The 24952-nt window shown below is 37.2% G+C and carries 26 protein-coding genes and 2 pseudogenes; 11 read left to right on the top strand and 17 right to left on the bottom strand.

Annotated features, from left to right (window positions below):
• Window positions 1–273: 273 nt before the first annotated feature.
• Together J3U42_RS11740 and kdgT are read right to left on the bottom strand one after the other, a co-directional pair.
• Window positions 274–708, bottom strand: a complete 435-nt coding sequence (locus J3U42_RS11740; RefSeq protein ID WP_267336546.1) for a nuclear transport factor 2 family protein — start codon at window positions 706–708, stop codon at window positions 274–276.
• 34 nt (window positions 709–742) lie between these two features.
• Window positions 743–1747, bottom strand: coding sequence for a 2-keto-3-deoxygluconate transporter (kdgT, locus tag J3U42_RS11735; RefSeq protein ID WP_267336545.1), 1005 nt, complete (start codon window positions 1745–1747; stop codon window positions 743–745).
• A gap of 485 nt (window positions 1748–2232) precedes the next feature.
• Between kdgT and J3U42_RS11730 the strand changes: the two genes are divergently transcribed.
• The 5 genes from J3U42_RS11730 to J3U42_RS11710 all read left to right on the top strand — a co-directional run bounded on the left by J3U42_RS11730 (window position 2233) and on the right by J3U42_RS11710 (window position 6571).
• Window positions 2233–3177, top strand: a complete 945-nt coding sequence (locus J3U42_RS11730) for a C-terminal binding protein (protein WP_267336544.1) — start codon at window positions 2233–2235, stop codon at window positions 3175–3177.
• A 26-nt stretch (window positions 3178–3203) separates the two neighbouring features.
• A complete protein-coding gene (locus tag J3U42_RS11725) occupies window positions 3204–4208 on the top strand; it encodes a zinc-dependent alcohol dehydrogenase (protein ID WP_267336543.1) in 1005 nt (334 codons plus the stop codon).
• A 29-nt stretch (window positions 4209–4237) separates the two neighbouring features.
• Complete coding sequence (locus J3U42_RS11720) at window positions 4238–4999, top strand: SDR family oxidoreductase (RefSeq protein WP_220218529.1); 762 nt, start codon at window positions 4238–4240, stop codon at window positions 4997–4999.
• A 78-nt stretch (window positions 5000–5077) separates the two neighbouring features.
• Window positions 5078–5542 (top strand): YhcH/YjgK/YiaL family protein, encoded by a 465-nt coding sequence (locus J3U42_RS11715; RefSeq protein ID WP_267336542.1) that lies wholly within the window; start codon window positions 5078–5080, stop codon window positions 5540–5542.
• Window positions 5543–5617: 75 nt separating this feature from the next.
• On the top strand, window positions 5618–6571 hold the full coding sequence (locus J3U42_RS11710) for a sugar kinase (RefSeq protein WP_267336541.1): 954 nt from the start codon (window positions 5618–5620) through the stop codon (window positions 6569–6571).
• A 28-nt stretch (window positions 6572–6599) separates the two neighbouring features.
• Here the strand turns inward: J3U42_RS11710 and J3U42_RS11705 are convergent, their stop codons facing one another.
• Both J3U42_RS11705 and J3U42_RS11700 read right to left on the bottom strand, forming a co-directional pair.
• Entirely contained in the window at window positions 6600–7370 is a 771-nt protein-coding gene (locus tag J3U42_RS11705) for an IclR family transcriptional regulator (RefSeq protein ID WP_267336540.1), read from the bottom strand.
• 54 nt (window positions 7371–7424) lie between these two features.
• Window positions 7425–8186, bottom strand: coding sequence for an IclR family transcriptional regulator (locus J3U42_RS11700; protein ID WP_267336539.1), 762 nt, complete (start codon window positions 8184–8186; stop codon window positions 7425–7427).
• Between the two features lie 382 nt (window positions 8187–8568).
• Here J3U42_RS11700 and J3U42_RS11695 point away from each other — a divergent pair, with 382 nt between their 5' ends.
• Window positions 8569–9765 carry an efflux RND transporter periplasmic adaptor subunit gene (locus tag J3U42_RS11695; protein ID WP_220218524.1) on the top strand — a complete coding sequence of 399 codons (1197 nt, stop codon included), beginning with the start codon at window positions 8569–8571 and terminating at the stop codon, window positions 9763–9765.
• Between the two features lies 1 nt (window position 9766).
• Entirely contained in the window at window positions 9767–11737 is a 1971-nt protein-coding gene (locus J3U42_RS11690) for a MacB family efflux pump subunit (RefSeq protein WP_267336538.1), read from the top strand.
• 118 nt (window positions 11738–11855) lie between these two features.
• Here J3U42_RS11690 and J3U42_RS11685 read toward each other — a convergent pair whose 3' ends face one another.
• Together J3U42_RS11685 and J3U42_RS11680 are read right to left on the bottom strand one after the other, a co-directional pair.
• A complete protein-coding gene (locus tag J3U42_RS11685) occupies window positions 11856–12584 on the bottom strand; it encodes a DsbA family protein (RefSeq protein WP_267336537.1) in 729 nt (242 codons plus the stop codon).
• 19 nt (window positions 12585–12603) lie between these two features.
• Window positions 12604–12873 carry a YihD family protein gene (locus tag J3U42_RS11680; protein ID WP_220218521.1) on the bottom strand — a complete coding sequence of 90 codons (270 nt, stop codon included), beginning with the start codon at window positions 12871–12873 and terminating at the stop codon, window positions 12604–12606.
• Window positions 12874–13143: 270 nt separating this feature from the next.
• Between J3U42_RS11680 and mobA the strand changes: the two genes are divergently transcribed.
• Window positions 13144–13731 (top strand): molybdenum cofactor guanylyltransferase MobA, encoded by a 588-nt coding sequence (gene mobA / locus J3U42_RS11675; protein WP_267336536.1) that lies wholly within the window; start codon window positions 13144–13146, stop codon window positions 13729–13731.
• A gap of 43 nt (window positions 13732–13774) precedes the next feature.
• Here the strand turns inward: mobA and J3U42_RS11670 are convergent, their stop codons facing one another.
• Window positions 13775–14800 carry a threonine aldolase family protein gene (locus J3U42_RS11670; protein WP_416380464.1) on the bottom strand — a complete coding sequence of 342 codons (1026 nt, stop codon included), beginning with the start codon at window positions 14798–14800 and terminating at the stop codon, window positions 13775–13777.
• 86 nt (window positions 14801–14886) lie between these two features.
• Here J3U42_RS11670 and mobB point away from each other — a divergent pair, with 86 nt between their 5' ends.
• Complete coding sequence (gene mobB / locus J3U42_RS11665; protein WP_267336534.1) at window positions 14887–15381, top strand: molybdopterin-guanine dinucleotide biosynthesis protein B; 495 nt, start codon at window positions 14887–14889, stop codon at window positions 15379–15381.
• 61 nt (window positions 15382–15442) lie between these two features.
• Window positions 15443–16126: a monofunctional biosynthetic peptidoglycan transglycosylase gene (gene mtgA / locus J3U42_RS11660; protein WP_416380463.1), complete on the top strand. Its 684-nt coding sequence runs from the start codon at window positions 15443–15445 to the stop codon at window positions 16124–16126.
• Here mtgA and cobB read toward each other — a convergent pair.
• From cobB to J3U42_RS11645, 3 genes and pseudogenes are all read right to left on the bottom strand, one after another.
• Entirely contained in the window at window positions 16123–16818 is a 696-nt protein-coding gene (gene cobB, locus J3U42_RS11655; RefSeq protein WP_416380462.1) for a Sir2 family NAD+-dependent deacetylase, read from the bottom strand. The two genes, mtgA and cobB, sit on opposite strands and share 4 nt — an antisense overlap.
• Before the next feature lie 48 nt (window positions 16819–16866).
• On the bottom strand, window positions 16867–17682 hold the full coding sequence (locus J3U42_RS11650) for a hypothetical protein (RefSeq protein WP_220218515.1): 816 nt from the start codon (window positions 17680–17682) through the stop codon (window positions 16867–16869).
• Window positions 17666–18506 (bottom strand): annotated as a pseudogene (locus tag J3U42_RS11645) (VanW family protein). The gene J3U42_RS11650 and the pseudogene J3U42_RS11645 overlap by 17 nt, the downstream one beginning before the upstream one ends.
• A 204-nt stretch (window positions 18507–18710) precedes the next feature.
• On the opposite strand from J3U42_RS11645, the gene J3U42_RS11640 reads away from it, so the two are divergent.
• Complete coding sequence (locus J3U42_RS11640) at window positions 18711–19400, top strand: aspartate/glutamate racemase family protein (RefSeq protein ID WP_267336530.1); 690 nt, start codon at window positions 18711–18713, stop codon at window positions 19398–19400.
• A gap of 4 nt (window positions 19401–19404) precedes the next feature.
• Here J3U42_RS11640 and J3U42_RS11635 read toward each other — a convergent pair whose 3' ends face one another.
• From J3U42_RS11635 to J3U42_RS11605, 7 genes and pseudogenes are all read right to left on the bottom strand, one after another.
• A complete protein-coding gene (locus J3U42_RS11635) occupies window positions 19405–19614 on the bottom strand; it encodes a helix-turn-helix domain-containing protein (protein ID WP_065733542.1) in 210 nt (69 codons plus the stop codon).
• A 75-nt stretch (window positions 19615–19689) separates the two neighbouring features.
• Window positions 19690–20268 carry a hypothetical protein gene (locus J3U42_RS11630; protein WP_267336529.1) on the bottom strand — a complete coding sequence of 193 codons (579 nt, stop codon included), beginning with the start codon at window positions 20266–20268 and terminating at the stop codon, window positions 19690–19692.
• 179 nt (window positions 20269–20447) lie between these two features.
• Window positions 20448–21308: an RNA polymerase sigma factor RpoH gene (rpoH, locus tag J3U42_RS11625; protein ID WP_220218510.1), complete on the bottom strand. Its 861-nt coding sequence runs from the start codon at window positions 21306–21308 to the stop codon at window positions 20448–20450.
• A 156-nt stretch (window positions 21309–21464) separates the two neighbouring features.
• Window positions 21465–22439 carry a permease-like cell division protein FtsX gene (ftsX, locus tag J3U42_RS11620; RefSeq protein WP_370634029.1) on the bottom strand — a complete coding sequence of 325 codons (975 nt, stop codon included), beginning with the start codon at window positions 22437–22439 and terminating at the stop codon, window positions 21465–21467.
• Window positions 22436–23095 carry a cell division ATP-binding protein FtsE gene (gene ftsE / locus J3U42_RS11615; protein WP_220218508.1) on the bottom strand — a complete coding sequence of 220 codons (660 nt, stop codon included), beginning with the start codon at window positions 23093–23095 and terminating at the stop codon, window positions 22436–22438. The genes ftsX and ftsE overlap by 4 nt, the downstream gene beginning before the upstream one ends.
• A 9-nt stretch (window positions 23096–23104) precedes the next feature.
• Window positions 23105–24028: pseudogene (gene ftsY, locus J3U42_RS11610) on the bottom strand (signal recognition particle-docking protein FtsY); the annotation flags it as partial.
• 175 nt (window positions 24029–24203) lie between these two features.
• Window positions 24204–24761, bottom strand: coding sequence for a pseudouridine synthase (locus J3U42_RS11605; protein ID WP_267336528.1), 558 nt, complete (start codon window positions 24759–24761; stop codon window positions 24204–24206).
• Window positions 24762–24952 lie beyond the last annotated feature (191 nt).

Here is a 24952-nt window from a genome sequence, read left to right as displayed (position 1 = left end):
TGAAAATATCAATCAATTAACAGCGTCCGAAACCAGCGGATCAAAAAAATGTAACTTTTAATAAAAGTAAAAACCTTGTCAAAAACTTTCAGAAAATATAGATGTTTAAGCAAAAAACACAAACCCTTGCCAAAAACTTTCAGAAAACACCCACGTTTAAGTATAAAAAAGGAAAGAAAATTTTTTTAACACTATAAAAAAATTTACGTTGCTGATTGTTTTCATCATTCACAATCAGCAACGCATTAAATAAAAAAAACCGACCGTTAAGCTTTACTGTGGAAGTTTATAAGCTTGACGGGCTAAAAGTTTCCACTCGCCATCGGCGTTTTTAAACACTAACATCACACCAATTTTCACCTTACCGATTGTGCCGCTATTATTGGTGTCGGCAACAAAAGTATGGCGTACAATCGCTGTATCACCGTCAGTGATGATAGACTGATCTTGAAAAGCAAGGGTGGTAAATCCTGATCGACCGCTGACAATCGCATCGACAAATTCGGCCTTGTTTTCAACCATTGCATTGGAATGACCATAGCTTAAATTGGTTGAAGCAAGCTGTTCTAACTGTGCTTTATCGGCATTTAACATAGCTAAGCGCAAGCTTTCAACGGTTTGTTCGACAGTGGTTTGATTAGGTGTTGCAGCAAAACTTTGACTGACAGATAGCACCAGCAATAATACCATTGTTAATATTTTTTTCATTCTTGATCTCCTTTATCAATTGATTTTCTGTTTTCTATTCATTTTTTGCTGACGTAAGCAAATCGGTATCAATAGTTTGTTTACTCTCGCTTATTCCAAACTTTTTAGCCCAAATTGACGTAATAATTGGCACAACAACCGATGTCACAATCACACTGGTGGCAACCATAGCGGTAGCAGCGGATGCTACCGGGGCAAATTCCGGTACCATTTCGGCAATTAATAACGGTGTGGCAACCGCAGCCCCGGCCGAACTCGAGGCCGCCACCCCGGCGGTACCATTACCTTTACCTAAGAATTTGTCGGCTAAGATAAGCGGCACGCCGGTTATCACTATCACTAATAATCCTAATAAAATACCGGCTAAGCCTGTCTCAAAAATAACTTGCAGTTTGATGCTATTACCTAGCGCAAAGGCAAAAAACGGAATGAGAGTTTGCACAGCACTACCAAATAATTTGCGTAGATCGGAATCCAAATTGCCTAATAAAAAGCCAATTAAAAATGGCAACACCGCCCCGATAAATAGTCTAGGCTCGAATGAAGCCACGCCAGATGTCCCTAAAATCACCATTGTCATTAAAGGCCCTGACTCAAGAGACATAAGAACAAAAGCGCCGGCTTCTTCTTTGGTGCCATATTGATTCATCAGTGCGGCATATAATCCGCCATTAGTCATATCCATTGAAGCAACTAAGGCAATAATTGAAAAACCGGCAAAGATGCCCCCTTCTACCATATAACCATTGGTCCAGAATGTGCCGGCAATCAGCGCAACGACCCAGGCTGTGGCAATTTTGGTCACCACTAAAACGCCGGATTTTCTTAACATCATGCCGGTCGCTTTCAGCTCTATCGATGCGCCCATACAGAAAAACCAAACAGCCAAAATAGGTACCGTTCCGGAGATTAAGCCATTGGTAAATGATCCTAAATATTTGCCCCCGCCGGGAAAAAAGGTATTACATAATGCACCAAGAAACAGTGGGATCAGCATTAATCCACCGGGTACGCGATCTATAAATTTTTTTATTTTCATCATCCATTCCTCAAGAAAAATAACCATATGATTTAAATATATTAATTTGTCTTTTCCGGCATACAGCCAAAGCAAATATAAAATATTCGGAATATCATTCCTTTTTTGAACATATAAAATAACCAAAATAAAATCAATTTTGATTCGCCATTTTGTGATAAACATCACCAAATAAAAATTAAGCACATGAATATCAATAATATTTTAATATTGATTTTCTAAAAACGATCCAGTAAGGCAAAATAATGGCAACAGAAAATAACCGATTACGGACAATTAAATAAAAGGAGATAACGAGTTAATTCGACTGTAAAAGTCATATAAAAATCATAAATATAGTCTGGATTTTATTAATCTTTTTATTAACTTAGCGTTTAAATATTCTGTGATGACGATCACATTATTAAATAAATGAAATATCATTCTTTAAATTTCTTAATTAATATTATTTCGGAATGCTATTCCGTTTTAATTGAGGTAAACAAATGAAGATTTATATAACAGATTGTGATCATGAATCAATGGCGATAGAAAAAGCCATTTTTGCCGAGCAGGGAATCGATTTTGAGATACTTAACATTACTCAACCCGATGATATTGTTCGAGATTGTCAGGATGCTGATGCGCTGATTTTACAATATGCCACCATTTCAGATAAGGTTTTAAGTTCGTTAAAAAAATTAAAAGGCGTTGTCCGTTATGGCGTAGGGGTGAATACCATTGATATACAGTCAGCAACCCAAAATAATGTTGCCGTTTGTAATGTGCCGGATTATGGCACCAATGAGGTTGCTGATCATGCTTTGGCTCTGATTATGGCCTTAGCCAGAAAATTGCCTTTACTCACCAGTGACACCAAAAATGCAATTTGGGCTTATGAAAAAGCGATACCTATTTACCGCTTACAAGAACAGACCGCCGGTATTATTGGCTTAGGTCGAATAGGTTTATCGTTAGCGAAAAAATTGCATGGTATAGGTTTGAAGGTGATCGGTTTTGATCCGTTAGCAAAACAAGAAGATCTGCCTGATTTTATTGAAATTGTCAGCTTACAGACGCTGTTAAGCCAATCGGATATTATTTCGCTCAATGTGCCTCTGGTTAAACAGACCCAAAACTTGATTAGTCATCAAGCGTTTTCGATGATGAAAAAAAATTGCTATCTCGTTAACACTGCACGAGGCGGCATTGTCAATGAACAAGCGCTTTATCAAGCTTTAGTGACAAACACTATTGCCGGTGCTGCACTCGATGTGTTTGAGCAAGAGCCACCGACTGATAGGGCACTATTTGCACTCGATAACTTTATCGCGACCCCGCACGCTGCCTGGTATTCAGAGCAATCACAGCAAGATCTAAAACGCAAAGCCGCTCAAGAGGCGATTCGATTGGCGAAAGGTGAGCAGCCTTTGTATTGTTTAAATCGATAAAATTTTAGCGCAGAAAGGATATAAACATGAAAGCAATCATATATAAAAGCCCAAATGAAGTGGTTTGTGAACAAATTGACAAGCCGGTTTTGAACGACAATGAAGTTTTAATCAAAGTGAGCCATGCCGGCATTTGTGGATCGGATTTAAATATTTATCTGGGTGTTCATCCAAGAGCCAAAGCGCCATTAGTTATGGGGCATGAGTTTTCCGGTTACATTGTTGACGGTGATGATCAGCTGCCGACCGGTACCAAAGTCTGCGTCCGTCCGCTGATCTCCTGCGGTCAGTGTAGCCCTTGTCAATCCGGAAACAGTCATGTTTGCCAAACACTAAAACTTTATGGCATTGATACCGCTGGCGGTATGGCTGAGTATGTTAAAGTCGATCGACGGAAAGTGCATGTCTTGCCCGATGATATGCCCATGGATTTAGGAGCATTTGTCGAGCCACTGGCGGTCGGTATTCATGCGGTGTCAAGAACGCCATTTAAAATCGGTGATTCGGTTGTGGTGTTTGGTGCCGGTACTATTGGGTTTTGTGTGGCAAGCGTTTTACAACACGCTGGCGCTAAACAAGTGATTGTCATTGAAACGAATGATTTTCGCATTAATTTAGCCAAAGAGCTTGGTTTTACCGTGATTAATCCCAAACAAGAAGATGTGTTAAAAACGGTGTTAAACCTTACCCATAATGTTGGTGCTGACATTGTTTATGACTGCGCAGCACATCCTCAAGTTGCTTTGCAATTAACCGATCTGGTTAAAGTGCAAGGTACTATCGAGATTGTCGGCTCTTATAAAAAACCGACCGAATTTAAGTTACTCGATATCGAATTTAAAGAACTGAATATTATCGGGACTCGAGTTTATCAGGCAAGAGATTTTGATACAGCGATTGCCTTGATAAATAAAGGTTTCCCCTATAAAAAACTATTAACTATATTGCCTCCGGAACAAGCCAAAGCAGGTTTTGCTAATGCATTAGTGGGCGAAAATGTGATTAAAACACTGTTTAAATTTAGTGATTAATTACGCAAAATTAATTAAGGAATATGATGATGAAAAATAAAAATCCCTTTGATTTAACAGGCAAAAATGCCATTGTAACCGGTGCTTCTCGTGGTATTGGAAAATCGTTAGCGCTTAGTTTGGCCAACGCCGGGGCAAATATTATTATTATTGATGTTTGCCGTGATGAACAAACTGAACAAGAAATAAAAAGCTATCAAGTATCGTGTGAAACGTTTATTTTTGATTTGGCAAACTTTGAACAATATCAAAGCTTGATTTCAACCATTATCGAAAAATATCAACATATTGATATATTGATCAATAATGCCGGCATTCAACGGCGTCACCCTGCTGCGACCTTCCCTAAAGCGGATTGGGATCTTGTGATTGATATCAATATGAATGCGGTATTTTTTATGTGCCAACAAGTTGGCCGACATATGTTAGAACGAGGCTACGGTAAAATTGTCAATATTGCCTCGTTACTCGCCTTTCAAGGGGGATTCACTATCCCGGCTTATACCGCAGCGAAGTCGGCGGTGTCCGGCTTTTCTAAATCGTTATCCAATGAGTGGGCATCAAAAGGGATCACCATTAACTGTATTGCACCGGGTTATATTGCCACTGAAATGAATACTGCATTAATGAATGATGAAACCCGTAATCGTCAAATCTTAGAACGTATCCCCGCTGGGCGCTGGGGCGATCCGCAGGATTTGGGCGGCGCAGCGGTGTTTTTATCATCTTCAGCTTCTGATTATATTAATGGATTTACCTTGGCCGTTGACGGTGGTTGGTTAGGTCGATAAGTCAATCGGATTGAATATATTTTATCTGAATTATTGGCTCACTTTTTTACCAATAATTCAGTATTTAAGGAGGATTTTATGATTATTGGCAATATTGAACATCTTGAGTTAGTGCCTTATTTACCTGAAAAACTAAGACAAGCCATTGAGACAGTTCAACAACAGGTGAACGATAAGACCGATAACGGTCGCTACGTAATCGATGAGGATAATGTTTTTTATATGGTGTCTGAAACACTATCACGCACGCAAGAAGTCGGGCAATACGAGTATCATGCAAAATATATTGATATTCAAATTGTGTTATCCGGTCAGGAAGGCATGGCAGTATCAACACTTCCGCCCCATACTGAGGTGATCGAAGACCGGTTAGTTAACGGGGATATCGCCTTTGTTAAAGCACCAAATGAAGAGACGCTATTTGTACTGCAACCGAATGACTTTGTTATCTTCTATCCGCATGAAGTGCATAAACCACTGTGTATTGTGGCCGGCAAGGCAGAAATAATCCGTAAAGTGGTGGTAAAAGTCGCAATCGATTAATCGGTTATTTATTGAAGAAATATCACCGAACCAAATAAAGATTTGGTGTATTTCAAAGGTAACAAATAAGGACACATGATGACAATAAATATAGCCGTAATTGGCGAATGTATGATTGAACTGTCGATTAAAGGCGACGTAACCAACAGAAGTTTTGGCGGGGATACTTTAAATACGGCAACTTATCTAGCCCGGTTGTTGGCGAATAATCAAGCCAATATTCACTATGTGACAGCACTAGGCAGCGATCCTTTTAGTCAAGAGATGTTACAGCAATGGCAACAAGAGCGGATCCACACTCAGCTTATCCAACAAATCGATAATAAAATGCCGGGTTTATATGCCATTGTGACCGATGATTGTGGCGAGCGTTCATTCTATTATTGGCGCAATGATGCAGCAGCAAGATTCTGGCTTAAAACAGCGCAAACCGCCTCGATTTGCCAGCAAATTGCCACCTTTGATTATATCTATTTAAGTGGCATCAGTATTGCGATTCTTGATGAGCATAGCATCGACAGGCTGATCGAGCTTTTAGAAAGCTTTAAAGCCAATGGCGGTAAAGTGATTTTTGATAATAACTATCGCCCTCGACTATGGCGCACTCAAGAGTATGCAAAAAACGTCTATTCAAAAATCTTGTCTTATACCGATATCGCATTTTTAACTCAAGATGATGAAACCCTGCTTTGGGGAGATAATGATTATCAAGACAGTATTTTGCGCAGTCAAAAACTCGGCATCAGTGAAATCATTATTAAACGGGGCAGCGAAAGTTGTATTGTCGTCACCGATAAGGAGCGAGTCGAGTTGCCGGCTAATGTGATTGCTCAACAAAATATTGTGGATACCACAGCGGCTGGAGATTCGTTTAGTGCCGGCTACTTATCTGTCAGGCTGACGGGCGGATCGATTCAAGCGGCGATTAAGCAAGGGCACGATCTGGCTGGCGAAGTGATTCAGCACCGTGGCGCAATTATCCCTTCTTGTGCCATGCGTCATTTAACATTAATGCCAAATAACCAATGATGCGCATCATATCCTCATCACCCTATGTTTATGATGATGAGGGTATATAGCCTAATCGACGGGAAATTGCGTTAGTTGTCTCTTGCAATAAACCGGCACACTTTTCTATCTGATTTTGCATGCGATGACTAGGGCCTGCAATACTTAATGCCGCCACCACATCGTTACTATAATTGAAAATACCGGATGCAACGCAGACTAACCCCTCTTCAACCTCTTCCCAATCGTAAGCGATATTTTCCTGCCGAACTGTAGTTAATAGTTGATTGAGTTTATTGGGGTCAGTGATAGTTTTTGCAGTATATTGCGGTAAAGGGGAATGTAAAATACGGTCAATTTCTTCGGCCGATTGGTGAGCAAGTAATATACGACCTAAGCCGGTGCAGTATGCTGGTCGCATATGCCCTAAATTTGAGCTGGTATGAATGGCGTTATTCCCTTCGCTTTTATATAAATAAACCACATTTCCACTATTGTAAACGCCTAAAAAACAGGTCTCATTAATGGTGTTCGATAGTGATTTTACAAAAGGGATAACCACATCAACAATATTAACATTGACTAAACTTGATATGCCTAACTCTAACGATTTAAAACCTAAAGTGTACTTTTCTGATTTGGCATCATAAAACACATACTCTCTATCAAGTAAGGTTTTTAAAATCTTTTTTATTATCATTTTATTGAGTTTTGTTGCGCCAATCATTTGGTTAATGGTGACACCTGCTGCGCAATCACTAATCACATCTAACACAGCAATGGCTTTATCAATTGCTGAAGTTGTCTCTTTTTGGGTCATGATAATAAGCCTTTACAATATAGGGTAGCTATAAATTTACTCTATAGCCGTAAGTTAATTTTTCTTCTTTAATTCAACGGATATCGATGCGGCAATATTTTTCAGTTCATGAATAATCATTGCCTTTTTCTGGATTATTCGAAAAGAAGAGCCGGCAACGCTAATTGCTCCAACTACCTTATTTTGTTTAATAAAGATTGGAACAGCAATGCAGGTTAATCCCTCTTCTACTTCTTCATCATCCATTGAGTAACCGTCGATGCACACTTTAGCTAAACTGTTGTGTATGGCTTCACGATCAACAACCGTTTTACTGGTGAATTGAACCAATGGGCGGCTTAACACCTTGTTAATTTCAACTAATGGTTGATAGGCTAATAATGCTTTTCCTAAACCGGTGCAGTATACCGGCATTCGGCTACCAATATGGGAGTTAGTTTTAACCGCCAGCTCACCTTCAGCTTTGTATAAATAAATCACACTGCCGTCATGATAAACCGCTAAAAAACAGGTTTCGTTGAGTATTGCAGCCAGCTTTTTTAAAAAAGGAATCGATACCCCAACTAAAGAGATATTCATTAATCCTTTAACACCTAATTGAAAGGCTTTGACATCTAAAAAATATTTTTCTGTGGCAACGTCATAACTCAAGTACTGTCTTTTTTTTAATATATCTAAGATTCTAAATACCGTGGTTTTTGCCATTCGACTGAGTTTAACAATTTCTGCCAGCGAAATCCCCGAAGAATAATGGCTAATAATTTCGAGCAACGTTAGGGCATTATCTAAAGTGGATTGCTGTTTTTGAGATGACATTTGTTCTACTCCACATAAAGGTACGATTTTTCACCGCAGTACTGTTAATTTTTTCTTTAAAAACAGTATAATAAACATTCAAAATCGGACTTTAAAAGAAATCTTTCAATATACTATTTTATCTAATGATATGGATAATTTAAGCTTAGCGGCTACATATTACTTGATTAATGGCTTTTTTTCTATAAATTCAAGTACATCTTTCTATTTTTAATCCGCCTAAAAGGCGATAAACTAATGTGTTTTTAGCATGCTTTTTTAGATAGATGTGATATCGGTAATTTTCATAATTATTACAAATAATTATCGTTAGTTAGCCAAACCAAATAATTTAATACGATACAATGTTAAAAAATATAACAAAATTTAAGGATGAAACAGATTGTTAAAGTACATTAAACTGAAATACCTATTAATAGCGATCATCGTTTTTGTCGTTATTTATGTTGCAAAATTAATCCTTTCCCCTTCGCAATCCACCGTTAACTACATTACTTCCCCGGTTATTAAAGGAAACGTCGAAAAAACCGTACTTGCCGACGGCACTATCAGCGCTTTCAAACAAGTCAGCGTAGGTGCTCAAGTTTCAGGGCAGATAAAAAAGCTGTATGTGGAATTAGGTGATGAGATTAAGCAAGGCGATATGATAGCTGAGATTGATGATCTTAAACAGAGCAATGATCTTAAACAATCTGAAGCAAAGCTAAATAGTTTAGAAGCGCAGCGCACATCAAAGCAAGCCAAATTAGTCAATTATCAGCTTACTTATGAGCGCCAACTTAAGTTGGTGAAAAAAGGGGTGGGTGCACAGGCTGATTTAGATTCGTCAAAAGCCGATCTCGATGCAATTAAAGCCGATATTGCTGCACTTGATGCCGATATTGTTAGTGCGCAAGTCGCCGTTGATACCGCTAAAGTCAACTTAGGTTATACCAAAATCCGCTCACCAATTGACGGCGTTATCGTCGCCATTCCGGTTGATGAAGGACAAACCGTCAACTCAGTACAAAGTGCGCCAACCATTGTTAAAGTCGCTCAACTGGATAAAATGACGATCGAAGCGCAAATTTCAGAGGCCGATGTCATTAATGTTAAAAAAGGAATGCCGGTTTATTTTACTATTTTAGGGCAACCCAATAAGCGGTTTGACGGGCTAACATTAAGAGCCATTCAACCGGCGCCCGAATCAATCAATAGTGAGAGTTCTTTAGCTACAAGCGCTTCATCTTCATCATCAAAAACGGCAATTTACTACAATGGGCTATTTGATGTTGATAATCCCGAACATATTTTACGCATTTCGATGACAGCGCAAGTCTACATTGTACTGGCTGAAGCGAAAGATGTGCTATCAATTCCGTCTCAAGCCATTGTACAGACTTTAGCAGACAATAAAGCGATTGTTTACCTGCTAAATAGCGATAACACTGTTGAAGAGCGACAAGTCACTTTAGGGATAAATAATAATGTGAGTGTCGAAATTCAATCCGGACTTAAAGAGGGTGAGATTGTGATAGTGAGTAGTACCAATGGCTCGCAATTTAGTCCTAACGGGCGATCACCAAGGATAAAATTCTAATATGACTAATTATCCTAATCCGCTTATTAAACTGGAGAAGATCACTCGGCAATTCCCGGCTGGCGATTCAACAATTGAGGTGTTAAAAGGGATTGATTTAACCATTAATGCCGGTGAAATGGTGGCGATTATTGGTGCGTCCGGCTCCGGTAAATCAACATTAATGAATATTCTGGGTTGTTTAGATAAGCCAACCAGTGGTACCTATACCATTGGCAATCGCACCACCAGCAAACTATCACCCGATGAGTTAGCCGAATTACGACGGGAACATTTTGGCTTTATTTTTCAGCGATATCATCTATTAAACGCCTTAACCGCACAAGGCAATGTTGAAATTCCGGCAATCTACGCTGGCATGACAGCAGATCAGCGCCAAACTCGCGCTAAAGATATTTTAACTCGTTTAGGTCTGGCGGAAAAAATCAATAACAAACCTAACCAATTATCCGGCGGTCAGCAACAACGTGTCAGTATTGGGCGGGCTTTAATTAATGGCGGGCAAATTATTCTGGCCGATGAGCCAACCGGTGCATTAGACCGTAAAAGTGGCACGGAAGTAATGGCCATTTTACGTGAACTTCATCAACAAGGTCATACGGTAATTATTGTCACTCACGATAACAATATTGCTCAAAGCGCCGAACGTATTATTGAAATTAGTGACGGCAATATTATTTCCGATGCGATTAATCCTAATTATCAAACCGAACAAGGGAGTCATCGTCAGGTAAAACAGATCGAAATTACCAAAACGCAAGACAATCTACGTGCCAAATACTATCGTTTTCGTGATGCATTTAAAATGGCGTTACTTTCTATGGCATCACAACGCTTACGAACTTTTCTCACCATGCTCGGCATTATCATTGGTATTGCTTCAGTTGTTTCTATGGTGGCATTAGGGCAAGGTACCAAACAAAAGATTTTAGCCAATATCAACTCGTTAGGCACCAGCACGTTAGAAATTTATGCCGGAAGTGGATTTGGTGATCGTAATGCTGACAAAATTACTACGCTCAGATCTGCCGATGCTGACTTTTTGGCAAAACAAAGTTTTGTGCATAGCACCACACCGAATTTAGCAACAAGTGCCTATTTTCGTATCAATAATTTGGCCGTGACCGGAACGGTAAATGGTGTTGGAGAGCAGTTTTTTGCGGTGCGAGGCTACACTATCAGCAAAGGGATTGCTTTCGATAAGCAGAGCGTGGATACCTCTGCGCAAGATGCCGTGATTGATGAAAATACCGTTAAACGACTATTTACCAATCAAGACCCGATTGGCAAAATTTTAATTGTCGGACAATTGCCGGTTAGGATCATCGGGGTTGCTACCAAACAGCAACAAGGTTTTGGCAATAACGAAAGTTTAAATATTTGGCTCCCTTATACCACCGTTATTAATCGTATGGTCGGTCAAACGTCTTTAAAGAGTATTACCGTTCGTGTAAATGATAATGTTGATTTATCAATTGCCGAAAAAGCTATCGAAAACATTATGTTACAACGGCATGGTAGTAAAGATTTCTTTATTTTCAATTCAGATAGCATACGGGAAACCGTCAATTCGTCAGCCTGGGTGTTAACACTTTTAATTTCAACCATTGCTTTAATTTCGTTAGTGGTTGGTGGAATTGGTGTGATGAATATTATGTTGGTGTCTGTAACAGAAAGAACCCGTGAAATTGGGGTAAGAATGGCTGTCGGTGCTCGCTCAAGTGATATTTTGCAACAATTTTTAATTGAGGCAGTATTAGTTTGCCTAATTGGTGGCGCTTTAGGGATCTTATTGTCGTTTGTAATTGGTTTTATTTTTAACTATTTCGTGACTTCATTTGCAATGAGTTTTTCTATTGCTTCTATTATTGCTGCATTTAGCTGTTCAAGCGTCATTGGCGTTATTTTTGGCTATTTCCCGGCTAAACGAGCGGCAAAACTTGATCCTATTTACGCTTTAGAACGTGAATAGTTCGCCTAGAAAAATCCCTTTACTTAATGTTAGCACTAAGTAAAGGGATATAAATGATGTTAAGCTATTTATCGCTAAAAAAGATAACCTTGATCAGTGATTTAACTCAGCAAGGCAATTATTCTATCGGCTTTTCTTCTTCATTTTTTACATTATGCGGATCTAACGTCGTTAAAAAAGCCGTTACTTTAGCATAGTCGTTAATAAATGCTTCGTTACTGTCTTTATTCAATCCACTCGAGTTGACAAAGAATTTTCGATTTACCACAACCAGCGGTATCGAACCCGGTTGTAATTCATTAATAGCGTCAGCTTGTTGGGATAAAAAAGTTTTAACTAAAAAACTATCTTTGGTTTTATCATAAGTTTGAGCATCAACACCTAAATCAGCAAATACGGTCTTGATATCTTCCGCTGTTTTGATTTTCTTATCTGTTTGCATCGCTTTATAAAAAACGTCTTCAACTTTATCTTCAATGCCAAGTACATTGGCAACCGCCCATGCTTCAGATAACTCTTTCGCTAGTGGACCAAAATTATTTAAATGGTAACGTTTAAAATTAACATCTTTCGGCAACGTTTTTGCGATTAATTGAGCACCATGGTAGTCATTTTCAAATACCCGACAACTAGGGCAGTTAAACGAAAAGAACTCAACGACTTCTTTATCCGGTGAGGGACTAGTCGGTAAAACGCCATATTGAATACCTTTAGTAATTGACTCTTCAGCCGGTGTCGATACCGATGTTGCTTGTTGGCTTTCAGAAGTAGTATTGGCGGGTACTGACTCAGCAAAGCAACTCATACTGTAAGCTAGTACTCCAATGGCAATAAGCGTTTTTTTCATGGTGTTAATTCTCCTTTAATTATTCTTTAATTAATCCGCGCGCTTTTAGTAGTGCGGTTTTAAAATCATCTTCATAATCTTTTTTTAACCCGGGAATGGCTTCATTTTTATCAGCGTCTCGCATTTTAAGATGATAAATTAAGACTTCATCACTCAGATCCTTTAATTCACCTTCAAAACCAGCTTCTTGACCAAGTTTAGCCAAAAATTGTAATAAATTGAGATCAGAATCTTTTTCCCACGCTGCTTGTAATAACTCCATTACTTCATCGATACGATGACATTTCATAATTGATACCTTTTTAAGTCTTCAATCAAATTGAAGATGATGATGTGAATTTTATTTAAAATATCCATATTTCATCAGGTTTATTGTCATTATTTAATTGATTTGCAACTACAGCTTAAAAACAGCTTAGTATATACTCAATAATAATTATTCGCCCATAAAACCTGTCATTATTGAATTATTTATTTTATTTTGTATTTTACGACTAGATTAACATTGCTATATAGTAATGTTATTTTGATTTTTCGCAATGTTAAAGAGAAATAATTTATGGAAAATCTGCCTATTACAGCAATAATCTTAGCAGGTGGTCAAAGCTTGCGGATGCATGGCGAAGATAAAGGTTTAATGATGTTGAACAATAAACCGCTTTTTCAACATGTTATTGACCATATCAAACCGCAAGTGAGTAATATTATGATCAACTGTAATCGTCATTGCGATCAATACCAAAAAGCAGGCTACCCGACTTTTAGCGATGATCATAAGGGCTATTTGGGTCCACTTTCGGGCATATATAGCGGCTTATTGCGTAGCACTACACCGTGGAACTTATTTGTTAGTTGCGATACCCCTTTTTTACCCAATGATTTAATCGCACGTTTAGCCATTTATACCCCAACTCATCATGCGATTTATCCGTTTGATGGCCAACATAGCCACCCCACTATCTTATTAATACATCGTAGTATTACGCCACAACTGAAAACTTATTTAGCGCAAGGCGAGCGAAAATTGATGTTATTTTTAAGTAGCATCAAAGCGCAAGCTGTCGATTTTAGTGATAAGCCAACCAGTTTTATCAACGTTAATACCCCTGAAATGCTTGAAAGCCTTAACCAAAAAAGCAGTAGCTAGTCACAATACGCAATAATTTAATCTTTTATCACACACTTTGCCGTTACAGCCATTTTTTAATCTGTTTAGCAAACGCTTCGATCTCGTTGTCTTGCGTTGCCCATGATGTACAAAAACGTAAGCCGATATGATCGCTATCTGTCTGGCCTAAATTATCGACCGCATAATGGTTAACAATTTTTTTGGCTATTGCGTTAGGAAAATTGACAAAAAGTTGATTGGTTTGTGGTTTTGCCATAAAGGTGAATCCGGCCTCTTCAAATAGATTGACTAATTTTTCAGCCATTTGGTTACCATGTTTGCCAAGCTCAAGATAGAGATTATCAGTCATTAATGTATCGAGTTGTACGGCAACAATCCAACTTTTAGCTAAAATTGCGCCTTTTTGTTTCATGCTAAAACGGAAATCTTGATTAATGGTTAAATTATTAAATACCACCGCTTCACCAGCAAAAGCACCGACTTTGGTACCACCGATATAAAATACGTCAGTGTATTTAGCTAAATCGGGAAAAGTGATATCGTTTTCTTTAGCGGCTAAGGCCATGGCTAATCGTGCGCCGTCTAAATAGAGATATAGATGATTTTTTTGACAAAATTGATAAAGCTCTTTGAGCTCTTGCTTAGTATATATGGTACCTAACTCTGTTGAATTAGAGATATAGACTAACTTTGGTTGCACCATATGTTCATCACTGTGCTGCGCTAATATCGGTTTAATGAGTTCTGGGGTCAATTTGCCATTCGAACTTTTGACCGTTAATACTTTGTGTCCGGTCGCCTCAATGGCACCTGTTTCGTGAACATTAATATGGCCGGTTTGGGTTGCAATTACCGCTTGATAAGGCCGTAATAGATGAGAGATAACCGTTAAATTGGTCAGCGTCCCACCCGGCATAAAATGAATATCAGCATTAGGTGATTTGAGTTTTTTTTGAATGGTCTCTCTCGCTTGATAACTACAAGCATCTAAACCATAACCGCTTAATTTTTGGTTGGTAATATCAAGAAAACGTTGCAGTAAACGTGGGTGCACAGTTTGGTTATAATCATTCAAAAAATCATACATATCATTACCTTTTTTATTCATCCAACATCATAAAATGATGTAATATTAATCTTACTTTTAATATAACATGCTTGAACAAAGAGTCTATGAACAATCGAAAAATAGTGGCGATCACAGGCTACAGCGGTAGTGGTAAAACCACGTTATTAAAAAAGATTATCGCGTTATTAGTTAAACAAGGGATAAAAGTTGGTAGCTTAAAACATGCCCACCACGATATCGAAGTGGATATTGCCGGTAAAGATAGTTATGAGTTACGAAAAGCAGGCGCTTTGCAAACGATTGTTGCTTGCGATAATCGATACGCTTTTATTGAAGAAACCCCTAATGAGCCAGCCAGCTTATCCAATCTCATTGAGCGTTTTGATAACGTTGATGTGATTTTAGTTGAAGGGTTTAAAGATGAAAAAATCCCGAAGATTGTCTGTCATAGGCAAGCAAACAATAAACCTTTTTATATCGATGAATTTACTATCGCTGTTGCCAGTGATCAGCCTGTAAAAATGGCTTTGCCACTATTAGATATCAATCAGCCCGAGCAAATTGTCCAATTTTTAAAAAAATATTTATTTAATTCTTAATATATCGTATCTTATTTACCTAATTTTTACTCAGTTCCTATTAAAGATTTGCATGAATCGAATACTAAAAAAACTATTACGCATCACGATAAAAGTCACCCTTGGATTTATGCTGTTATCTTTCTTTCTTGTTTTAGTCATGCGTTGGGTCGATCCGTTTGGCTCAATGATTATGGTCGAAAGAAAATTAGCTAATTGGAATGTTCAGCAAGAACATGAATGGAAAGATTGGGATGAAATTTCCGATAATATAAAAATTGCGGTTATTGCCGCCGAGGATCAAAAATTTTCTTCTCATTGGGGATTTGATTTTCGTGCCATAGTTCATGCAGTTAAACATAATTTAAAGAATAATAAAAAGCGTGGCGGTAGTACCATTACCCAGCAAGTGGCTAAGAATGTATTTTTGTGGTCTGCACGTAGCTTCGTGCGTAAAGGCGTTGAGTCTTGGATTACGCTTTGTATTGAGCTAAGTTGGTCAAAAAAACGCACCCTTGAAATCTATTTAAATAGTATCGAATGGGGAGAAGGTATTTTTGGTATTGAGGCAGCCTCCCGCCACTACTTTGGTGTCAGTGCAAAGCAATTAACCAAAGAGCAAGCTAGTTTACTGGCTGCAATTTTACCTAATCCTAGAAAATGGAGTCCAGTTAAGCCTAATATCCTTACACAAAAAAAAGCAAAATGGATCCTAGGCCAAATGGAAAATTTAGATACGAAAACATATTTGAAGAAACTTAATTAATTATCGATTGCGCTTAATGTTTCTACAAATTCAGGCACAATTTTACTTGCAGGGCCGTAAATTTTGGTTTGAAATAAACTTTCACCCAAACTCGGCTCTAAATTGAGCTCAACAGTTTTTGCCCCCGATTGATTAGCAACCTCTACAAAACCCGCTGCCGGGTAGACATTGCCCGATGTACCAATCGAAATAAAATAGTCAGCTTGTGAAAGCGCATGATAAATTTTATTCATCTCTAATGGGATTTCACCAAACCATACTATGTGTGGGCGAATAAGCTTATTTTTTACATAATCCACATCCTGATGACAATCAATGATTTGTCCGGTTTGTTCATTGCGAACTTTCAATAATTCACCATGCATGTGGATAATATTTTTAGAACCCGCCCGCTCATGAAGGTTATCAACATTTTGTGTCACAACTAACACATTTTCACTGCCAAGCTTATATTCCAGCTGAGCTAAAGCAAAATGCGCTAAGTTTGGTTTTATCTCAGGGCTTTGTAATTTTTTTCTTAGCATATTATAGAAGCTGTGAACCGCAATGGGATCGCGACTATAACCCTCGTAGGTTGCAACATCGTTAACATCATACCCTTCCCACAATCCATTTTGTGCTCGGAATGTCGATAACCCGGATTCAGCAGAAATACCCGCACCGGTTAAAATCACAATTTTAGGTGTTTTCATCATACCTTAAATCTTTATCATTCTAATCATACAGGTTTAATTAATTTACTATTGTTTATATTCGGTTGTAAACATGCTCATAGCCGGTTTTTTTAACTTTTGATACTTACTGTAAGCGCTAGCCACTTTTGATCTGACGTTTGCTTTGCTTTCACCATTTAACCAACTATTAATCATGGCGTGCACGCTATATGCTTCCGGGGCCATATACTGCATGGTTAAAATCAATGGCGAAATACCAGTACCTAATAACGGTTTAGAAAAATATTTTTGACTTTTACAAGCAAAAACGGCCGCATAGCGTGTTTTTTGCTTTTCTTGCTCTTGTTTTGAGTTTGCCGCCCAACTCGTTTCATAACCAAAGAATTTACGCCAAGACCATTCCATTAAACCATTGTGACCGATGTATACAACTAAATCAGCTTTACCACCCGCGATTATTTCTTTGTTATTTATGGTAAAAGTTGATTGTTTTTTGCCTGCCGAGTAATTAATAAAATCATCAATCGTATTATCAATATATTTACCGTCATAGGCTTGCGCAACGATATAAACATCTTTGCTTTGATGCTTATAGATAATCTCTTCTAATATATAACCCTTTTCAGGTTTATTGACTTGTACTACTTGCCACTCTTTTTGTTTACTAAAAAAGGTTTTAAAGCCATAGGCGGCGCCCCAATAAAGATTATTTTTTGGATCTTGACCATTACCGATTGCAGCCGGAACTGGTGCAATGCCTTGATACTTATTATCACATAATGCAACAACGACATGAATCACTTTGGGATCTGCAAAACATGAAAAAGATAAAACTAAACACATTATTGGCATTAATAATAGATATTTACTCGTTTTCTTCATTTGTTATCAATTCTCCATTCACTTTGTATTTCACAATTATTTTATTTTTATACATCATTTTAGAACAAATACATGCAGGGGCGCGACCGATATTGTTTTTGGTCATGGTGTCTCTCCAGATTATCATTTTTTCTATAGATAACACCTTGCCTTTTAATAAAGGCATGCTGCTTTTCATAAACACGATAGCTGTATTGTCTTTCTTCATCACATAATAGTTCTCCCTCTAGTTGGTGATCGCCAACATGAAGCATAATTTGAAATGTTTTATCGGTAGGATTATGAATAATAAGATCAATATAATTATAAAAAATAGCGGCACCTGAACCAAAAGGTAACACCCGACCATCATCAGGAAAAGGATCAAAGCTATGATTTGCTCGTTCGACTATTTGGAGCTCTGAATGGAGAGCTAACCAATGAATCAGATTACTAACCTGACATATACCACCGCCAATACCTGAACGAGCTACGCCAAATGTAAGTTCCATTCCATTGACAAATCCTCGCTTCTTAGTTGGTTTTCCGACTAATCGGCAAAATGAAAAATATTCACCAGGTTTAATTAAGATTCCATTTAACGAATCAACTGCAATTTTTAGGTTTTTGACTTTATTGTATTGAAGCTGAATATCGCTGTTACCCAATCGACGTATTAATTTAGAGGTATGTTTTTTATAGCGAAAAGGTAAACGTAAATCATGACTACGTTTTAAGCTATATTGACGTGAAGAACAATACCAGGAAAATCGACGAAACAAGCGACGCTGATTTACTCTTAACCAATAAAGTAAGGGATGATAACTGGATAACAGCTTTCGCATTATTGCTTTTTCCTTATATTCTACTAATATCGATTATAGCATCAAAAGATTTATATACTATGTTATATAAGTTTTTTAAGTTTAAAAGATTGTTACAAGACGCTTTGGTTTATTTACCAAAATACCTTAACATTAAACAAATTTAATCTCTTCAACATAATTTTAATCACACAGTTCGCTTAATACGTTTAGGAAATGGATAAAATGAAAACAATAGGTTTAATCGGCGGGATGAGCTGGGAAAGCACAGTGACTTATTATCAAGTGATCAATCAAATGGTAGGAAAATCATTAGGAGGATTACATTCAGCCAAGACGCTTTTATATAGTGTCGACTTTCAAGAAATTGAACATTGTCAGTCCAATGGTGAGTGGGATAAAAGTGCGCTTATTTTAATTGATGCCGCCAAAAGACTAGCATTAGCTGGGGCAGATTTTATCGTGATTTGTACCAATACGATGCATAAAGTCGCAGATCAGATTCAAGCTGCCATTGATATTCCCATTCTCCATATTGCTGATGTTACGGCACAGCAATTAATCAAAGGCAATATTCAAACGGTTGCTTTGCTAGGAACAAAATATACGATGGAACAAGACTTTTATAAATCAAAACTGACTAATAAAGGTTTAAAAGTACTGATTCCCGATGAGCAAGATAGAATAATCATCAATCAAATTATTTATGATGAGCTTTGCCATGGCATCATTAAGCCAAGCGCTAAACAAGCTTATCTTGATATTATTGATAAACTTGTAAAGCAAGGCGCACAAGGCGTTATACTGGGTTGCACTGAAATTGGCTTGTTAATCCAACAGACAGATTGCCTGACGCCATTGTTTGATACCGCTTTATTGCATGCAGAAGAAGCCGCCTTACTTGCAATAAGTTAATCATTTACTCTTTATCAGTATATTCCAGTATATCGCCCGGTTGGCAATCTAAGTGTTTACAGATTGCCTCGAGGGTTGCCAGTCTGAATCCTTTTACTTTACCTTGCTTTAGTAATGATAAATTTTGTTCAGTAATGCCGATTGCGGCTGCTAAGTCTTTGGATTTAACTTTGCGTTTAGCCAGCATTACATCTAAATTTATAATAATTGCCACATTAAAATCCTATTAAATCGGTTTCTAGGTTAACGTCATTGTATCGTACTCAACGTTATTATTTATATGCTATATTTAGATAAACTGTCTATTTTCTTCAGCGATCTGACTGGCTTTTTTTAAGATCTGACCAACTAGCATAATACTGATTGCTAATAGCAGTGTCATAAAATCTTCGCTCGTGAACGATATTGAAAAATAACGCTCAGGCTGATTGTAACTTAATATTGCCATTATTACCGGTTCTGAAAGTACCCCCAATACCGCCCAAATCACCAAAAATTTACCAAAGTTATAACAGTAGTTTGTTGATTTAACGGAAAAATAGTCCGCTTGCGCAAAATTAACCAGCATTAATCGTAGTTGATTAAAAGCATAAATTAAAATAATAATTCTGCCGGTATCAATAAGTGTTGCTAAGGCAGCTTGCCAGAAGGTTAAGCTTAGTACATCGAAGCTATCATCGATTGCTGTAAAAATGAAAAATGAATATCCATTGGATTCCAACCCGATATTATTCGTACCAAAAAAGTAAAACAGCATTGGCGACGCCGTACCAATAAGCATGCATACAATAGGGAGCAGGATTAAAATTGCCATATATTGACAGTATTGGTTTAATCGTGATTGTTTTTTGGTTATAGCTGTATTCATTTTTATTTCCTTATTATTTAACTTAGGAAATACAGTATAAAACAAGCACAATAAAAAACAATAAAACATTAAAATAAAACGATAATAAATCACCCTAATACATTCATTGTGGATTTGGGGCATAAAAAAACCTTACTGTTTTATCAGTAAGGTTTAAAAAGTTAATAATCACAATTTAATTATGCTTCAATGGCTACACGTAGTTTTTTCATTGCATTTTTTTCTAGTTGACGTATACGTTCAGCCGAAACACTATATTTATCAGCCAAAACTTGCAATGTTGATTTGCTATCATCAGAATCTAACCAACGTGCTTTGATGATATCTTGGCTACGTTCATCCAATTGTGATAATGCATCATGTAATTTATCCGTTGCGTCATTTTCCCAATTATCATTTTCAATTGATTTAGAAAAATCAGAATTAACATCTTCTAAATAAAGCGCCGGAGCAACAATTGAATTATCATCGTCATCACTATCAATATCAAATGACATATCTTGCGCTGACATGCGAGATTCCATTTCAAGTACGTCTTTACGACTCACACCTAATTCATCAGCAACCATATCAACTTCAGCATTATTAAACCAACCTAAACGTTGTTTGTTTTTTCTTAGGTTGAAGAATAATTTTCGTTGTGCTTTAGTTGTTGCTACTTTAACAATACGCCAATTTTTTAATACGTATTCATGAATTTCAGCTTTTATCCAGTGTACCGCAAATGAAACTAAGCGAACGCCCATTTCAGGATTGAAACGACGAACAGCTTTCATTAATCCAATATTACCTTCTTGTATTAAATCTGCTTGCGGTAATCCATAACCGGAATAACCACGGGCTATATGCGCAACAAAACGTAAGTGTGACAAAATTAATTGTCTTGCTGCGTCCACATCGTCATGATAATAAAGTCTTTCACCTAATGATTTTTCTTCTTCTGCGGTTAGCATCGGATAGGTGTTAATCATGCGAAGATATGATTCAATATTTCCTTGTGGGATTAAAGCACCTACTTGCATTTTTAAATCAGTACTCATTTAATTCCCCCTTTTAATTAAGCTATTTTGTTGCCTTTTTAAATAACAACAATTTAAAATCTTACTATTTAATTAGACCATCAAAACGTGATTTAGTTCACATTTTTTATAATATATTTATATCTTGATAGCACTAATAATATTTATTTAATTTAATTAAGCAATATGCATCACTTTTAAATATTTTTTAGTCGCAATTAAAGCTGATAGCCAACCAATTATCATCGAAAATAAAACAATCAATATACTTTCATCCCATGAAAGTCCATTTATTGTCACTATTGTTCCAAATACATCTGCAACATGCAATATGATTGAATCTATTTGAAGTATAAATATTTTCGATAAAATTAAGGCTAAAATAGCACTTATTAGACCAATAAAGATGCCACTATATAAAAATGGTCTTAAAATAAATCCTTCTGTTGCGCCAATTAATTGCATAACAACAATAGTTTGCCTACGGGCAAAAATATTTAATCGAATGCTATTGCCGATAACTAAAGAAACGGCAATAACCATTAAGATTGCTACTGTCCATACTATGGATTTTACCATATCTGTCAATGCGATAAGTCTGGTAAACCAACTATCATCGAGTTGTACATCATCAACACCTTCAATTTTCGATATTTCCGCCTGTAATTGATGAAGTTTAGTTGTCTGTTTGGCTTCTTTTTGTGGCAGTAAAATGGCTACTGCCGGTAATGGGTTCTCATCTAATAAATCTAAAGCACTGTCAAATCCAGACCATTTTTTAAACTCTTCACGTGCCTGCTCCGCTGACAGATAGTTGACACTTTCAAACTCGGTATAAGTTTTGAGTTTATCGAGTAAATCAGTCGTTTTTTCCGGTGTTAATGATTTATTGATATAGACAGTTAAATTAGGCGTTGGGTTCCATTGCTGTGCCGCTTGATTTGCATTTTTCCACAATATATATCCAATTGTCGGTAATGCAATTGAAATTGCGATCACAAAAATAGTGAGCAACGAGGCAAAAATATGTTGTCTGAAATCATTAAATACATTTTTCCAGGCATAGGCAATTTGCCTTTTCCAACGTGCGAAAAAGCTATTTTCATTTTTTGCTTTTGGTTTAGCAGGTTTGACTTTTGCATTAATCATCAACTTTTAACCTCTAAACGTCCTTGATTCAAATTTAATATGCGATGATGTTTACGGCGAATAAGTGACATATTATGTGTTGCCATTAGCACTGTGACGCCAGCTTGATTAAATTCTTCAAACAATGTCAAAATATCTTTTGATAATTTATCATCCAAATTACCGGTCGGTTCATCGGCAAGTAAGACATTTGGGCGATTAACAATCGCACGAGCAATCCCGACCCGTTGTTGTTCTCCGCCGGATAGTTGTATAGGATAAAATTTCATTTTATCTAACAATCCGACTTTATCGAGAGCGGCGGAAACTCGTCTTTTGATCTCTTCAGCAGGTTTGCCTAGAATGATTAATGGAATAGCCACATTATCGTAAACAGTATGATCCATCAGCAATTGGTGATCTTGAAAGATCATGCCAATTGTTCGGCGTAAAAATGGTACATCTTGTTTTTTTAAACTTGAGACATCAATACCATTAAGGAGCACTTTACCGTCATTTGCTTTTTCTAAACCGCAAATTAATCGCATTAAAGTGCTTTTACCGGCGCCAGAATGTCCGGTTAAAAATGCCATTTCACCAGAATATAAAGTAAAATTTATATTTTGTAGTGCGGGTTTTCCACCGGAATAAACTTTACTTACTCGCTGAAATTGGATCATGGTTTCTCTCTATTCATCTGTTTCATCAAACAGTGCATTGATAAAATCGTCAGCGACAAAAGGTCGTAAATCTTCGATCTTCTCACCAACGCCTATATAACGGATAGGGATATTAAATTGATCGGCAATACTAAAAATAATCCCACCTTTAGCGGTACCATCTAATTTGGTTAATGTCATACCGGTCACACCAACTGCTTCATTAAATAGTTTGGTTTGGCTAATGGCATTTTGCCCGGTACCGGCATCTATCGTTAACATGATTTCATGCGGGGCAGTTTCGTCTTGTTTTTTCATTACTCGAACAATCTTTTTGAGTTCATCCATTAAATGAGATTTATTTTGTAAACGTCCTGCTGTGTCAGCAATAAGTACATCAATGTTTTTGGCTTTAGCTGCTTGCATAGCATCAAAAATAACTGAAGCCGAATCCGCATTGATATGTTGGGCGATAACCGGGATATTATTGCGCTCTCCCCACACTTGTAGCTGTTCAACGGCAGCAGCACGGAATGTATCGCCGGCAGCTAACATAACGGACTTACCTTGTTGCTGAAATTGACGAGCTAATTTGCCTATGGTGGTTGTTTTTCCTACACCATTTACGCCAACCATTAATATAACAAAAGGCTTGTGGCTTTCTATTTCAAGAGGTTTATCTACACCACTTAAAATAGATTTCATTTCTTGCTTTAAAAGCTCATGTAGTGCATCAGCGTCTTTTAGTTCTTTGCGTGAGGCTTGTTGAGTTAATGAACTGATTAATTTTTGTGTTGTATCAAAGCCTACATCGGCAATAATAAGCTGCTCTTCAAGCTCTTCAAATAACGCATCGTCGATCTTTTTTCCTTTAAATAAATTAAGAAAACCCGATCCAATATTTTGTTTAGTTTTAAAAAGACCTTTTTTTAAGCGTGAAAAAAAGCCTTCTTTTTTTTGTTCTGCCATAAATAAATTATCCTATGATCATATTAACGATCATTTTATCTTATTTTAGAATAAAGCCCAATGTATTCAATCAGAGAAAATAATATTATTGATCAATTTGATCCTTTAAAATTTAAAGGAAAGAATAGAATATCAACCCATATTAGACGATTAATTGTAATTAAAGATCATTGAGACTAATTGAACACCACTCACCTTGTGACAATTGATGAGTAAAGAGATTATATTTGCCAATTTGTACACGCACGAGCCTTAAACAAGGGAAACCGACAGCGGCACACATTCGGCGAACTTGTCGATTTTTGCCTTCGGTTATTGTGATACTTACCCATGAGGTCGGTATCGTTTTGCGTTCTCTAATCGGCGGCACCCTTGGCCATAATTGTGTCGGCTCAGCCAGCGCCGAAACAATTGCTGGTGCGGTATGAAACTCTTTTAATTGAACACCCCGCTTTAATGCTTCAATCGCATTTTGGTTAATCTCACCTTCTACTTGTACCCAATATGTTTTAGGTAATTTGAATTTCGGGGAACTTATTTTAGCTTGTAATTTACCGTCATTGGTGAGTAATAGTAATCCTTCACTGTCAGTATCAAGCCGACCAGCAGGGTAAAATTGTGGTAATGGTATAAAATTTTTTAATGTTTGATATTTTTCATGAAACGAAAACTGTGTAATGACATTAAATGGTTTATTAAAGGCGATTAGTGAATTCATCTCGTTCCTACAACACTTGATGTTTGATATTACATTTTATGATATAGAAAATCACAAACAAATAAATGATTATGCCAAATTATTTACACAATCTAAACGACAAATAGCAAAAAAGCCCAGCATCTCTGCTGGGCTTTCGCTCTAATTTAAAAGTCTGGCGGCACCCTACTCTCACATGGGTAATACCCACA

The organism is Gilliamella sp. B2923 (genome assembly GCF_026536565.1).
GTDB lineage: Bacteria > Pseudomonadota > Gammaproteobacteria > Enterobacterales > Orbaceae > Gilliamella.
This window is presented reverse-complemented; position numbering and strand designations above follow the sequence as displayed.

Coding starts and splice junctions, on each gene's coding strand:
- J3U42_RS11670 (WP_416380464.1), bottom strand. CDS start 14,800: ATGTATGATTTTTTGAATGATTATAACCAAACTGTGCACCCACGTTTA.
- cobB (WP_416380462.1), bottom strand. CDS start 16,818: ATGAAAACACCTAAAATTGTGATTTTAACCGGTGCGGGTATTTCTGCT.
- J3U42_RS11730 (WP_267336544.1), top strand. CDS start 2,233: ATGAAGATTTATATAACAGATTGTGATCATGAATCAATGGCGATAGAA.
- J3U42_RS11650 (WP_220218515.1), bottom strand. CDS start 17,682: ATGAAGAAAACGAGTAAATATCTATTATTAATGCCAATAATGTGTTTA.
- mobB (WP_267336534.1), top strand. CDS start 14,887: ATGAACAATCGAAAAATAGTGGCGATCACAGGCTACAGCGGTAGTGGT.
- kdgT (WP_267336545.1), bottom strand. CDS start 1,747: ATGAAAATAAAAAAATTTATAGATCGCGTACCCGGTGGATTAATGCTG.
- mobA (WP_267336536.1), top strand. CDS start 13,144: ATGGAAAATCTGCCTATTACAGCAATAATCTTAGCAGGTGGTCAAAGC.
- J3U42_RS11685 (WP_267336537.1), bottom strand. CDS start 12,584: ATGAAAAAAACGCTTATTGCCATTGGAGTACTAGCTTACAGTATGAGT.
- J3U42_RS11715 (WP_267336542.1), top strand. CDS start 5,078: ATGATTATTGGCAATATTGAACATCTTGAGTTAGTGCCTTATTTACCT.
- J3U42_RS11705 (WP_267336540.1), bottom strand. CDS start 7,370: ATGACCCAAAAAGAGACAACTTCAGCAATTGATAAAGCCATTGCTGTG.
- J3U42_RS11630 (WP_267336529.1), bottom strand. CDS start 20,268: ATGAATACAGCTATAACCAAAAAACAATCACGATTAAACCAATACTGT.
- J3U42_RS11690 (WP_267336538.1), top strand. CDS start 9,767: ATGACTAATTATCCTAATCCGCTTATTAAACTGGAGAAGATCACTCGG.
- J3U42_RS11640 (WP_267336530.1), top strand. CDS start 18,711: ATGAAAACAATAGGTTTAATCGGCGGGATGAGCTGGGAAAGCACAGTG.
- J3U42_RS11725 (WP_267336543.1), top strand. CDS start 3,204: ATGAAAGCAATCATATATAAAAGCCCAAATGAAGTGGTTTGTGAACAA.
- rpoH (WP_220218510.1), bottom strand. CDS start 21,308: ATGAGTACTGATTTAAAAATGCAAGTAGGTGCTTTAATCCCACAAGGA.
- J3U42_RS11680 (WP_220218521.1), bottom strand. CDS start 12,873: ATGAAATGTCATCGTATCGATGAAGTAATGGAGTTATTACAAGCAGCG.
- J3U42_RS11710 (WP_267336541.1), top strand. CDS start 5,618: ATGATGACAATAAATATAGCCGTAATTGGCGAATGTATGATTGAACTG.
- J3U42_RS11720 (WP_220218529.1), top strand. CDS start 4,238: ATGAAAAATAAAAATCCCTTTGATTTAACAGGCAAAAATGCCATTGTA.
- J3U42_RS11605 (WP_267336528.1), bottom strand. CDS start 24,761: ATGAATTCACTAATCGCCTTTAATAAACCATTTAATGTCATTACACAG.
- J3U42_RS11700 (WP_267336539.1), bottom strand. CDS start 8,186: ATGTCATCTCAAAAACAGCAATCCACTTTAGATAATGCCCTAACGTTG.
- J3U42_RS11740 (WP_267336546.1), bottom strand. CDS start 708: ATGAAAAAAATATTAACAATGGTATTATTGCTGGTGCTATCTGTCAGT.
- ftsE (WP_220218508.1), bottom strand. CDS start 23,095: ATGATCCAATTTCAGCGAGTAAGTAAAGTTTATTCCGGTGGAAAACCC.